General features: G+C 41.1%; 11 protein-coding genes and 1 CRISPR repeat array. Of the genes, 8 read left to right on the forward strand and 3 right to left on the reverse strand.

The window, feature by feature from the left end:
- Window positions 1-408 precede the first annotated feature (408 nt).
- Window positions 409-729, reverse strand: coding sequence for a hypothetical protein (locus AB0756_RS26380; protein WP_038078331.1), 321 nt, complete (start codon window positions 727-729; stop codon window positions 409-411).
- Between the two features lie 119 nt (window positions 730-848).
- Complete coding sequence (locus AB0756_RS26385; protein ID WP_038078328.1) at window positions 849-1,247, reverse strand: hypothetical protein; 399 nt, start codon at window positions 1,245-1,247, stop codon at window positions 849-851.
- A 681-nt stretch (window positions 1,248-1,928) separates the two neighbouring features.
- On the opposite strand from AB0756_RS26385, the gene AB0756_RS26390 reads away from it, so the two are divergent.
- A complete protein-coding gene (locus tag AB0756_RS26390) occupies window positions 1,929-2,792 on the forward strand; it encodes a GNAT family N-acetyltransferase (RefSeq protein WP_408104020.1) in 864 nt (287 codons plus the stop codon).
- Between the two features lie 9 nt (window positions 2,793-2,801).
- Here the strand turns inward: AB0756_RS26390 and AB0756_RS26395 are convergent, their stop codons facing one another.
- The gene (locus AB0756_RS26395; RefSeq protein WP_137986114.1) at window positions 2,802-3,011 is read right to left on the reverse strand and encodes a hypothetical protein; all 210 of its coding nucleotides are present in this window, start codon (window positions 3,009-3,011) and stop codon (window positions 2,802-2,804) included.
- Window positions 3,012-3,048: 37 nt separating this feature from the next.
- On the opposite strand from AB0756_RS26395, the gene AB0756_RS26400 reads away from it, so the two are divergent.
- From AB0756_RS26400 to AB0756_RS26430, 7 genes are all read left to right on the forward strand, one after another.
- Window positions 3,049-3,981 (forward strand): hypothetical protein, encoded by a 933-nt coding sequence (locus tag AB0756_RS26400; RefSeq protein ID WP_038078324.1) that lies wholly within the window; start codon window positions 3,049-3,051, stop codon window positions 3,979-3,981.
- A gap of 286 nt (window positions 3,982-4,267) precedes the next feature.
- The gene (gene dinB / locus AB0756_RS26405; protein ID WP_202048646.1) at window positions 4,268-5,347 is read left to right on the forward strand and encodes a DNA polymerase IV; all 1,080 of its coding nucleotides are present in this window, start codon (window positions 4,268-4,270) and stop codon (window positions 5,345-5,347) included.
- Between the two features lie 114 nt (window positions 5,348-5,461).
- On the forward strand, window positions 5,462-6,013 hold the full coding sequence (locus AB0756_RS26410; protein WP_082051600.1) for a pentapeptide repeat-containing protein: 552 nt from the start codon (window positions 5,462-5,464) through the stop codon (window positions 6,011-6,013).
- Between the two features lie 323 nt (window positions 6,014-6,336).
- A CRISPR array of direct repeats spans window positions 6,337-8,428; the repeat unit is 37 nt; unit sequence CTTGAAACTTAGCGATTCCCGGAAACGGGATTGAAAC.
- Window positions 8,429-8,979: 551 nt separating this feature from the next.
- Complete coding sequence (locus AB0756_RS26415) at window positions 8,980-9,324, forward strand: hypothetical protein (protein ID WP_038080333.1); 345 nt, start codon at window positions 8,980-8,982, stop codon at window positions 9,322-9,324.
- Entirely contained in the window at window positions 9,276-9,680 is a 405-nt protein-coding gene (locus AB0756_RS26420; protein WP_167844740.1) for a hypothetical protein, read from the forward strand. Before AB0756_RS26415 ends, AB0756_RS26420 begins: the two co-directional genes overlap by 49 nt.
- Window positions 9,670-10,881: a TniQ family protein gene (locus AB0756_RS26425; RefSeq protein ID WP_050045238.1), complete on the forward strand. Its 1,212-nt coding sequence runs from the start codon at window positions 9,670-9,672 to the stop codon at window positions 10,879-10,881. The genes AB0756_RS26420 and AB0756_RS26425 overlap by 11 nt, the downstream gene beginning before the upstream one ends.
- 300 nt (window positions 10,882-11,181) lie before the next feature.
- Window positions 11,182-12,222 (forward strand): tyrosine-type recombinase/integrase, encoded by a 1,041-nt coding sequence (locus tag AB0756_RS26430; RefSeq protein ID WP_063779451.1) that lies wholly within the window; start codon window positions 11,182-11,184, stop codon window positions 12,220-12,222.
- The last annotated feature ends 103 nt before the right edge of the window (window positions 12,223-12,325 follow it).

A 12,325-nucleotide genomic window follows, 5' to 3' on the forward strand; every position in this document is an offset into this window, starting at 1 on the left:
TAATATATCACACTCAAACCACGAAACAGTGTGGCTTTTTCCACAGTCTAATTCTCAATAACTCTAATTTAATGAAAATAGGTAACGTAAAAGTTAGGGTTTGAGAAACCCTCAAAATAACCTTTTCCAGATGCCGTGAAAAGTCAGAGGCTTTCCTGCATATTCCACTCCACTGAATAAAATAAAAAACCCAACCTCTACGTAAGAGGCTGGGCACGTATTCCTGCCAATAGTGAACTAATTGCAATTAATAATTATGCGGAGATTTCTCCCAAGGTCAACTTTATCAAGAAGGCAGAAGTACGAGGGCAGATGGCAGAAGGTCCTGCAATTAAGTTACAGCTTCAATCTCTCTGCTTCCTGCCTTCTTGAAACTCCAAGACAGTCTAAATGCTGATGACTTTCGATTCATCTGTTTAAAGTAGAATGCGGCATATTCAGTTGTTCAACATTTACTAAAATATCTTGATAAATACCACGTAGATACTCTAGTAATTCTTGTTGATTTACTGGCTGAACTTCAACTTCTCTAATAAGAAACCCCAACATTTGTACTGGACCATTGTGAATTGAAGCAAATGTCTTTTCCATTAAATCCTGCTGAAGCTGGAGTTGTTGTGATAGAAAAAGTTTTTGATGCCAAAAATGCAAGCATAGATATAGAATGTACAGGATTATTCCCACTGTCACTAATACAATTAACCCTTGTACTATCAGGACTCTATCCATAATCCTTATTCCTTAATCCTATACTGGTAACAAGAACAGGTGCAGTCAACTTATATAGACCGCACCTACTTAAATCTGATGTTTTCCCTCAAGCAAATAGTTGAAATATCTCTATAATTTCATACCTTAGCCATCAGTTTATTTAAGATTGTACTTCCCTGTGGGTTAACAACTGTAAGACGAATATGTTTTTTGTCTGATGGTTGATAAGTAATAATATATTTGTAGTTATTATTTTTGAAAGTATAAGTGTAACTTTGGTTATTGCCAGACATTTCTGGATTTTTTAAAGTTAAATCACTTCCTTGCTTGATATTTTGACCTGAATAAGTATAAATACCAAATTGGTCTAAATTAAGCTTTACAACCCATTCTTGACTGCTATCTGTAAAAGCACCTGTCGGACGAACAAAATCTGTAGGCATCGCTACAGCACTTTGAGGATTTAAAACAATATCTGTAATTGCAGGTGCAGATAAACCAAGAATAGCAGCTAAACCAATAACTTTTATATTCATAATTCAATCTCCTTGTAAAATCATTTGTTTGCGTTCGATGATTTCAGTATCGGACAGGTTGAAAGGGAAATCATTGATAGTTGCAGACAATGCTTGTGGTGATTTTTGACCATTGGGTATTACACTTTTCGGCAATCATCTAATTATTTGCTTTTCAGCACAATGTCATTCAGGACGCTAAATCCAGTCATTAGAAGGTAAAAAACATCCTTGCAGTTTGAGATGATGCAGACGATATAAATATGCTGCACCTGTTATGATGTGGTGAGCAACATCAACAACTCGACGATCGCTGAGTGCTTCGAGTGCAGACTCTTTAACCCATCCGTTAACTTGTTGAACGAATGCGTTACAAGTTACATTTTAAGGGCAAATAGGTAAAGTCGCTGCGCTTGAGAACTAACAGCGCGGTACCTAAGACGTATGGAGATAAGATCGCAAAATGCTGTATCCTACTTTGGTTCAATCTAGAAAATCAGATTGCGTACTGCTTCTACTTTAAAATTGACAAATGGGCTTTTTGTAGTAAGTTACAGTTTGTAAACTAACACTTTCGTGTCACTATGTTTGATGATAACGAACAAGACTATTAGGATGACGACTTAGAAGAAGAACGAGAATATCCAAAAGAACTTCTCCCAGTTGTTCAAATTCAGGTAATTACCTAGAAAAAAAGACATTATGACTGCAAAATCGCCAACGAGCGCTGACAACTTCATTATTCGCCCGATGAACAGGTTTGAATTTGAGTTAGTAATTTCTTGGGCAGCAGATGAAGGTTGGAATCCTGGTATATATGATGCTGAATGTTTTTATCAGTGCGATCCCCACGGTTTTTTTCTGGCTGAATTGAACGGCGAGCCAATAGGGAGCATTTCTGCTGTAACTTACGGAAAAGACTTTGGCGTTATTGGTTTTTACATAGTTAAGCCACAGTTTCGCGGGCAGGGCTTTGGGCTCAAAATATGGAAGACTGCAATGGCATATCTGAGTACCGAGCGTAACATTAGTGTAGATGGAGTCATTGCCCAACAAGAAAACTACAAAAAATCGGGTTTCCAAATTGCTTACAACCATATTCGTTACAAGGCAATTGGCGGCGGTGCAGTACCAGATAACGTCGTAGAACTTGCAGCTGTGCCAATTGATGAGTTAGTTGCTTACGAGCGCAATTTTTTTCCCACCGAGCGAGTTCGCTTCCTGCAATTATGGATTCAGCAGCCAAACAGTGCTGCTTTAGGAGTGATGAGCGAAGGACATATTGTTGGTTATGGAGTCATCCGACAAAGCCATACTGGTTTTCGCATTGGACCTTTATTTGCAAATAAAGGACAGATTGCCGAACAACTCTTACTTGCTTTGCTTGCTAAGGCAACCGATGCTCCCGTGTTTCTGGATGTGCCGGATGCCAATCCAGAAGCGATCGCTCTAGCTCAACGTTACGGAATGAAGCCTGTCTCTGAAGTAGCTAGAATGTACACCAGAGAAATTCCTAAGTTGCCCATAAACCGTATATTTGCAGTAACAAGCCTGGAAGTTGGTTAGGTGCAAATCTTAGTTAGGGGTACGCGCGATCGCTTGCGACGTATTACCCATTCGATGTAGCTTTGGGAGGGAACTCCAAGTACTGAGGGGCGTCTTTGCCAATGCGATCGCTTTATCGGCTGCTTTGTAGCATCGCTTCGGCGCAAGCCTCCCCCGGCTTATCGCAAAAACGTCCTTTAGTCCAAACAAAGTTATAAGTACGGTTGAAGCTGGATGCATTTTTCCCTAAAATACGTGGTGAATTGATGTAACATTTATGAGTCATTCATCTTCCCGCATTCCTGATGATATGGCAGCTGAAGTTCTAGCGGAAGCTGCTCGATTATTTACTGAGGCAAACACTGGTTACTCACTTGCGGATTTAGAACAAGCGGGTTTAGAAGCACAAATTCCCGCACATATCATTAGACAAGCTATTAAAAACGTTGAAGAAAAACGGTCGCGTCGGCTCATCCTACAACGGCAACACCAAGAGTATATTACTCAACAAGTTAGAAAAGGTGTTTCTTTTGGAATTGCACTACTGATTCCCGCGATCGCGGTATCGGGTATTTTTATCTTTCGCTCTCAGTTAAAGCCAGTTATATCTGGAGTTATATCTAGCTTCAACAATCTTCGTCAAAAGAAAGCGATCCCATTTCAAACTCTCACAGTTAAACAAGGCAAGTTAGAGTACCTTACTGACCCGAAGGGACTTTCAATCTCCGTCAGTGATGTCTCTAGTTCATCTGTAGGGGGTACTATTGGCACAGATGATTATAAAAATCTTGACATTTTTACAGAAAGTGATTGTAATATTCGTGCTATCCAATCTGAGTCTGATGAGAAAGAAATCTGTCAAATAGGAAAATTAGGAAAGTCTTACGACTATCAGGGGATTTATAATTACCGGATCAAAATCGTTGAAGTAACATACGATAGTGCTACATTTCAGATTGAGCAACTCGGACAGCAGCCCCAGAGTGCAGTCAAACGGCTTGAGGAAAACGCAGTCAGACCGCTCACCGAAAAAGTTAAGCAATTTCGACAAGAGCGAGAAAAACTGACAAGTCAATTGGAAGAGCTTCAGAAAGAGAGGAATAGTCTAAAGCATCTACTTCAATCACAAAACAATGAAGTTAAACGATTAGAGAAAGAAAATAGAGAATATAGAGTAAAGTGTATTAAAGCTAACTGTCCGGAACAGTAACAACCATCTCCCGGAGCGATCGCATTCGCATGAACGAGCGTCGCACCTATCGTGGTATGAGTTGTTCAGTATTCTGCTGAGTTAAAAACTCATAAGCTATGAAAAACAAAGCCGCAAGATTGAGAACTTGGCTTTTCTCACTGCCTTTACTAATTTCAGCGTACAGTGCGTCCCCATTGCTTTACTAAGTTTAATAGTACGAACAGAATTATCTTCATAATTATTATCTCGTTTCTAGTGCAAAAGTACTATATGATTGATACTATGGGATTTGTTTTCTCCATTGATGGGCGCTCGTATAAGAAAAATTATCCACGTAGACATGGACGCTTTTTATGCCTCGGTTGAGCAACGGGACAATCCCGATTACCGAGGCAAACCGTTAGTCGTGGGTGGGTCTCCCAAGGAGCGCGGGGTGGTAGCAGCAGCTAGTTACGAAGCAAGAAAATACGGGATTCATTCTGCTATGCCTTCACGAGTTGCAATCTCCAAATGTCCCCACCTGATATTTGTCCGTCCCCGGTTTGAGGTTTACCGTGCTGTATCAGAGCAAATCCACAGCATCTTCGAGCATTACACTGACTTATTTGAGCCCGTTGCTTTGGATGAAGCTTACTTGGACGTAACTCAAAACAAGCAAAACCTTTCTTATGCTTCCACCATTGCCAGACACATCAAAGCTGCCATTTTAGAAGAAACTGGATTAACTGCAACTGCGGGTGTATCCTTCAACAAGTTCCTAGCAAAAATGGCATCGGGACTGAACAAACCAAACGGGCTTTGGGTCATCTTGCCAGAACAAGCCGAAGCTTTTGTCCAACAGTTACCAATTGAGAAGTTTCACGGGATTGGAGAGGTGACGGCGGCTAAAATGCACGAGTTGGGAATTCGTACTGGTGCCGATCTCAGTCGGAAATCGCTGTCTGAACTAACCCAACACTTTGGCAAAGTAGGACAGCACTATTACAAAATTGCCAGGGGTCAAGATGACCGCGCCGTAGAACCCAACCGCATCCGTAAATCCATTGGTGCGGAGACATCCTTCGCTGAAGATTTACACGAACGCGCCTCAATGCTGGTGGAATTGGAACAAATTGCCCAAATCCTTTACGAACGCACAAACAAACATCAAGCTTCCGGACGGACTTTAACCCTAAAAGTGAAGTTTTCAGACTACCAGCTTTTGACCCGCAGCAAAACATTAATGAGTCCGATCGGTGAGTTGGATCGGATTGCAGCTGTTGCCAGGGAACTCTTTGAAGCCATTGACATGGAGGAACGCGGTGTGAGGTTGTTGGGCATTTCGCTGTCCAATCTCGATAATGTTAAGTCAGCCAAACGGATTCAGTTATCCCTATTTGAATGAAGCCTTTATGGGAGTCAATTTCCGATCGCGCTCGATTGCAAGTAGCGAAACTCAGTAAAAATTAAGGATTTTCCATGAACATTTTGATTCCTTTCTTAGATTATCTTGGAACAGATGTCAAGGATAAAAGGATTTGGAATGCCAAAAGTTATGAGTGCCGAACAACTATTAGAGCAGTACAGCCAAGGAGAACGTAACTTTGAAAGGTCTGAACTCAACGGTGCTAATTTAAGTGGAGTTGTGTTGCGAGGGATTAATTTGAGTAGAGCCAGTTTGAGAAAAGCCGACCTGACTGGGACAGATATAAGCGAAGCACTTTTGTTTCAGACTGATTTCAGTACAGCAATTCTTAATAAAGCTCAATTGAGTCAGGCAAATCTAACGGGTGCCAATCTCAATCGTTCGTTCATGACGGGTGCTGTTCTCAAAAAAACTATATTGTTAAGAACCACTTTATGTGGAGCTATGCTTATAAGAACTAGTTTGTTAGAAACTCGATTGCGAGAAGCCGACTTCAGCTATGCCAATTTAAGCGGTGCTGACTTGTCTGGAGCAGTCGTTGCTCTTGCAAACTTTACCGGAGCAAAATACAGCCTTAGTACAATTTTTGCCGAAGATTTTGACCCCATTCAAGCAGGTATGCAATTAATTCATATACCATCTTAGGCTACCAACCTCCTTGCAGCAGGCAATTATAGGCGTTGGCGATCGCTACAATTAACATGAAGATATCTAACCGATCTCTGGACGCCCAGAAGCAGTCCATTTATAATGTTACTAGATTGATGTTTGGCAAACCGAAGCGGGAGCTAAAACCTAGGGGGTTCTGCCAAAATCGCCAGAACCTAGACAAGTTAATAGTTGTAGCATTTTGAGATTTGGAACTATTGATATTTTATGTCAATAAAGCAGTCTGAAATGAGGTTATTTTTTCGATCTGCCAAAACGTCTGGTAGAATTCATGCTCTGTAAGGGTTTCAGATGGCGGACTTGAAACTTAGCGATTCCCGGAAACGGGATTGAAACAAGATGAAACCGTACCTACTAATCTTTGTGCTTTTAGTGCTTGAAACTTAGCGATTCCCGGAAACGGGATTGAAACTTCCATTTAGTAGGAGTTGACTGAACAATGCCAGCTTGAAACTTAGCGATTCCCGGAAACGGGATTGAAACTTGTTTTTTTGCTACGTAAATTACCAAACTACAAACTTGAAACTTAGCGATTCCCGGAAACGGGATTGAAACGTATCCCTAAAGACAGCTACGTTACAGGTAAAAACTCCTTGAAACTTAGCGATTCCCGGAAACGGGATTGAAACTGTCCACACAGGAGGTCGGCTAAAATTGGTCAACTTGAAACTTAGCGATTCCCGGAAACGGGATTGAAACTAGCTAATTCGGATTTAAACTCGTCGTAATAGCCCTCTTGAAACTTAGCGATTCCCGGAAACGGGATTGAAACTGCCGCTCTCTTGTTCGGATCTTTGATGTCCTCTGGGCTTGAAACTTAGCGATTCCCGGAAACGGGATTGAAACATTGTGGTGCATATATTCACAAATGCTACGCCACAAACTTGAAACTTAGCGATTCCCGGAAACGGGATTGAAACATAGTTTGCAGTGTTCCGATTCTTAAGTGCTGGCTGCTTGCTTGAAACTTAGCGATTCCCGGAAACGGGATTGAAACGTACGAGTAACACCCACGGCAATCCGAGCGCCTCACACTTGAAACTTAGCGATTCCCGGAAACGGGATTGAAACGCGGACATTCCCATGATAAAAGCGCCCTTAGCAAGGTAGCTTGAAACTTAGCGATTCCCGGAAACGGGATTGAAACAATTTTTCATTCCATAGCTCATGAGGTCTTGCCCACTTGAAACTTAGCGATTCCCGGAAACGGGATTGAAACTTGATTAATTTATTATTCTCTTCCCAATCTTCTATACTTGAAACTTAGCGATTCCCGGAAACGGGATTGAAACTTTTGTTAAGTAGGTTTATTACAATACAACATCATCTTGAAACTTAGCGATTCCCGGAAACGGGATTGAAACATTAATTGAATTTTAAGATTGAATTGCGACAAAAATCTTGAAACTTAGCGATTCCCGGAAACGGGATTGAAACACTCAATACCAAGCTCCTCAGTCGTGCTCTGCCACGCTTGAAACTTAGCGATTCCCGGAAACGGGATTGAAACCGCAATTTTGGTTTAAATTGGACAACTTCACCTACTTCTTGAAACTTAGCGATTCCCGGAAACGGGATTGAAACAAATTTTTCCTCAGCGCGATCGCGGGGGGGGATTCAAACTTGAAACTTAGCGATTCCCGGAAACGGGATTGAAACAATAACAGCGATCGCGCTATGTGACTGCTATGTGACCGACTTGAAACTTAGCGATTCCCGGAAACGGGATTGAAACGTCAAACTCAAGCACATAGAGAAAGTCATGCACACTTGAAACTTAGCGATTCCCGGAAACGGGATTGAAACACGAACGTCTTGTTTGATCAGCTTCATAAAGTCGCGGCTTGAAACTTAGCGATTCCCGGAAACGGGATTGAAACATAAAGAATTTATTGTCTTTCGGACACCTATTAGCCTTGAAACTTAGCGATTCCCGGAAACGGGATTGAAACCTTAAAATATGAATTCCTAATACTAGGCTAACATTGATCTTGAAACTTAGCGATTCCCGGAAACGGGATTGAAACCTTGAACTTGTGAATGCCTAAAATACACCATCCACCTTGAAACTTAGCGATTCCCGGAAACGGGATTGAAACCAAGCATCTTTAGGAGTAGCGAACATTTTAATAAAACTTGAAACTTAGCGATTCCCGGAAACGGGATTGAAACTTGAAGTTGAAATTACTAAAGAATTTGAATAATTAACTTGAAACTTAGCGATTCCCGGAAACGGGATTGAAACTTAATAAGTTTAACAATATCTAATGCTGAGTGATTCTTGAAACTTAGCGATTCCCGGAAACGGGATTGAAACGTTGCCCTGGCTCATTAATCTTATGTGTTCTGGCTAACTTGAAACTTAGCGATTCCCGGAAACGGGATTGAAACGATTGATTACACGATGAACCGTGTCACTTTACCCAGGAGATGGCAGTAAAGTGGAAGCAGTTGATGGCAGTAAAAAAGCTTGAAATGGTAATGATGGCGTTGAGCCTTCTTAGGCGACTATGACAATCACGGAAGCAGTGGATGGCAGTAAGTATAAGAATGGAAGCAGCAAAATGGCAGTAAGTATGTAATCAAATGACAAACAGCTAAAAGCGTTGCATAGCAATGGTTTTAAAGTTTAACATCATTGAGTATTGAGGCGATTCTAGTTGGGAGCATCCGAAAGACGGAAGCGTTGATGACAGATAAATGAGTACATAGTGGGCGGTTGTACTAAAATCGTGTAGTACAAAAGCTGTAAGAATTATGGGATTTCTGGAGAAAAAGGTATGAATTAATACTCCAGACAAAAAAGCTAGATAATAGTCACCGCAAGGGTTTGATTGATGATAAGCCCAATTTTTTTTGAAGCAGTTGGTGGCAGCAAGTAGAAGAAAATTAATAGTTCTTAAATTTTCTAGGAAAAAGATTCGATTGAATAGAAGTATGCAATGAAGGAAAAATTGCGTACCGAGGTAGAAATGCTGACAGAATCAGAGTTTAATGAGTGGTCGGCATCAGTGGAGTTGTCACCACAACAATATACAATGATTCAAACGATACGTAGTTCTCCACCGTCAAGACGGGTCAGGGGAAAGGTGGGAAATGTTGTCGGGCGATACCCAAGTAAAAAAATGGGTGTGGTGATTCAGTTTGAGAGCCATCGCAACGAATTGGCATTGATATATGAGATGGAATATGACCCGGATGTATTGGAATATTACGACCAACCCCTGAAACTCCTGATTTGGAAAAACGCTGGGATTACTTTTATGAGCGGAGTATTGGGTGTGTAGGAATAGTTAAAGATTGGCTGACACAGTCCCTAAGAAAAGCTTTATCTGAGTCATCAAAATCTTTAAATGAAAACCACTTACAAACTTATGCACCTGCTGTCTCTAAATCTGTACGAATGTTAACGGAAGCAATTGAGGGTGAGAATATTTTATTGTCTGGAGAGAATCAAGTAGAAAAACTTCGTTCGTCTTTAGGCTTAATAGTTAGTTCTAGCCAAAATCCCAATATTCATGCTCAACCAAGCCACAATAATTTACCCACAAGTCCAGAAGTAAAAATTCAGAAAAAGAAACGTCGTCCTGGTGAACGCAATGCCAACAGGGATATTGTTGGAGGAGGTGAAAATGCTCTTTAATCAATTAAATTTACAATCGCCGGAGTCTATCCAGCAATTAAATCTACCGCAGCGTAGTCATTTATATCCGTTACAACCATTATTATTAGGCACACCACTAACTGAAAGTTTTACCAGCTACATCACACGTTTAGCTGCTGTTCATCAAGTTCCTACAGGAATCTTACTGGCTCAGGAATTAGCTCCTCTCATTAGCCGTTATCCCGGACCGAATCTAGATAGTTTATCCAATATATTTTTCCACATCTTTTTTAATCAGACAGGTGCATGGAACGGGACTGGAACTATGGCACTTGAACCTGTATTAATCTTACAGAAACTGACTCAACAACCCCATTTAAAATATTTAACATTAATCTACTGGTCACAAGTTTTATCGACTAGAAATTTATTACGTAAATATAAAGCTTGGTGTCCATTATGTTACTCAGAATCTAGCCAGAAAGGACTACCAGTATATGAACCATTAATTTGGTGTGTATCCGCACTGAAAATTTGTCCGCTCCATAAATATCCTTTGATGAATTATTGTCCAAATTGCGGTCACAATATTTATCTACTAGCTTGGAACACTAAAAATGGATTTTGTTGTAGATGCCATTCCTGGTTAGGTATAAGTTGTTCAACGATTGAATCGCACCTTTTGAGGTGCCAAGATATAGAATGGCAAAACTTTATTGCACAACAGCTTGGTTTATTAATCGCTCAAGCTCCCTATTTAATTGAACTACCTTTGCGAGAATATGTAGCTCTTGCTATAGATAAGTGTATTCAAGTAGCAACTGGAGGCAATGCTAAAGCTTTTGCAGAACAAATGTATTTAAGTTCTACTGTCCCAAGAGATTGGCGTGTTGGTAACGCATTACCCCAACTCGATAAACTCTTACGTGTATGCTACCGACTATCTATCTCTTTAATTGATATCTATTTAGGGAAACTAGATCTGGATAATCCTATAGTTTTTCAAGAATTACCATTATCCGAACAATACTTTAAAACTAATCGTCCATTTGATGCTCCCAAGGCCCGAGAATTTTTAGAGCAGCATCACGAATCAAACCCACCCCAATCTTTAAAGCAGGTTGCATTTCAACTTGGCTATGACTCGAAAGATTTGTACAGATATTTTCCTGATTTGTGCTCCCAAATCTCCGCACGTTACAAATTACACAATAAAATCTTTGGAAAACATCGTGTATAATATTTACTATCTTCCCTGTTTTTCTACTTTGCTTTCAAAATGGAAGCACATCATGGCAGTGCCCTTGTGGAAGCACATCGTGGCAGTTACTGCCATCAAGTGGTTCAAGTTACATAAAGGAACTGTTAACTTGAAACTTAACGATTCCCGGAAACGGGATTGAAACTTGTTGCTCGCTTCAAAACTTGAAAAGGGGGATGAGCAAATACACGGTTTCTCAACGAGAAGATTGCAATTATGCTTTTTTGTATACTTCAAAGCGCCATCCCTCTTGAACGATAAATTCTCGTTATTTCCTTTATGAACGAAATTGTCAAAATAGATGTTATAGATGCTGAAATCTTTTCTGGGGAAGAAATTCAGATGCTTGGAGATTATTACTTCCCTGGGAGAGCTAGAGTTCAAACTACAGAACAGTTAGTGGAATTGTGGATAAATTCTGCCAACATTAAAAGCGCTCAAACCAAAAGGGTGTACTGTCAGATCGCTCTGGATTTGTGCAGTTGGATGCGCGATCGCTACTCAATTAGCGATCTGCGTTTCTGTACCCTGGCACATTTGCAGTCTTATGTGGTTTGGCTTAAGGAGGAAAAGCCAGTACGAGGGCAGAAAGATCGGAAAGGGTTGAGTCAGAATGCATCTGCTAAATATGTTGCTGCTATCAGGTCGCTCTGGTCTTTTGGGACGAAAGAAAGTATTGGCTATTTTCCATGCAATGCAGCAGCCGAACTTGCTATGGAGTGGGAAGAAACTTTATCCCAGAGAATCTTGAGTGAACAACAAATTTGGGAATTAGAGGAAGCAGCAGGTATTTTGAGCGATCGCCATCTGCTATTATTTCAGTTGATTTACTATTCCGGTTGTCAGGTGGGGGAGATTGGGGAAACAGAAGCAACAGCGGGAAAAAAAGCAGAGTCCAAACCGGGGTTGCGATGGAAGCAAATCAGAGAGGATGGGGATTGCATTATTGTAACGGTGACGGGGAAAGGGAGTAAGACGCGCTCTATGAGACTTGACCCCGAAACTAGTGCAGCACTTTTGGCAGTCAAGGGTGATGCTTCACCTGACGATCCAGTTTTCCCAAGCTGTTCAAATCGTAGGAAGGGGAGAGCACTGACCGATAGAGGTATCAGGGCATTGATGGCAGAGGTGTGCGAAAAAGCAGGGATTAAGTTTTCACCAAATTGGCTCAGACACGCCCATGCAACTCATGCTCTTAAAAGAGGTGCGCCAACTATTTGCGTGCAGAAGCAACTCGGACACTCCAGTTTGGCTGTTACGGGTAAATACGTCCATGTAAATCCCGAACGAGGAACTGGGGAATATTTGAGGAATCGGTAGGGGAAGTATAAAGGTTCAGTTTTGTTACGTACTGCTTTGAGTAATGCTCCGTGAGTCCAGCATATATCCCTTTTTACAGCCCCAACCAGAACAACTCGTCCAT

Origin of the sequence: Tolypothrix campylonemoides VB511288_2, assembly GCF_045999855.1 — a bacterium.
In the GTDB taxonomy this organism is placed as follows: domain Bacteria; phylum Cyanobacteriota; class Cyanobacteriia; order Cyanobacteriales; family Nostocaceae; genus Scytonema; species Scytonema bouteillei_A.

Bases quoted from the DNA above. Each gene is read 5' to 3' on its own strand.
- AB0756_RS26380 (WP_038078331.1), bottom strand. From the start codon at position 729: ATGGATAGAGTCCTGATAGTACAAGGGTTAATTGTATTAGTGACAGTG.
- AB0756_RS26385 (WP_038078328.1), bottom strand. From the start codon at position 1,247: ATGAATATAAAAGTTATTGGTTTAGCTGCTATTCTTGGTTTATCTGCA.
- AB0756_RS26390 (WP_408104020.1), top strand. From the start codon at position 1,929: ATGACTGCAAAATCGCCAACGAGCGCTGACAACTTCATTATTCGCCCG.
- AB0756_RS26395 (WP_137986114.1), bottom strand. From the start codon at position 3,011: ATGCATCCAGCTTCAACCGTACTTATAACTTTGTTTGGACTAAAGGAC.
- AB0756_RS26400 (WP_038078324.1), top strand. From the start codon at position 3,049: ATGAGTCATTCATCTTCCCGCATTCCTGATGATATGGCAGCTGAAGTT.
- dinB (WP_202048646.1), top strand. From the start codon at position 4,268: ATGGGCGCTCGTATAAGAAAAATTATCCACGTAGACATGGACGCTTTT.
- AB0756_RS26410 (WP_082051600.1), top strand. From the start codon at position 5,462: ATGTCAAGGATAAAAGGATTTGGAATGCCAAAAGTTATGAGTGCCGAA.
- AB0756_RS26415 (WP_038080333.1), top strand. From the start codon at position 8,980: ATGAAGGAAAAATTGCGTACCGAGGTAGAAATGCTGACAGAATCAGAG.
- AB0756_RS26425 (WP_050045238.1), top strand. From the start codon at position 9,670: ATGCTCTTTAATCAATTAAATTTACAATCGCCGGAGTCTATCCAGCAA.
- AB0756_RS26430 (WP_063779451.1), top strand. From the start codon at position 11,182: ATGAACGAAATTGTCAAAATAGATGTTATAGATGCTGAAATCTTTTCT.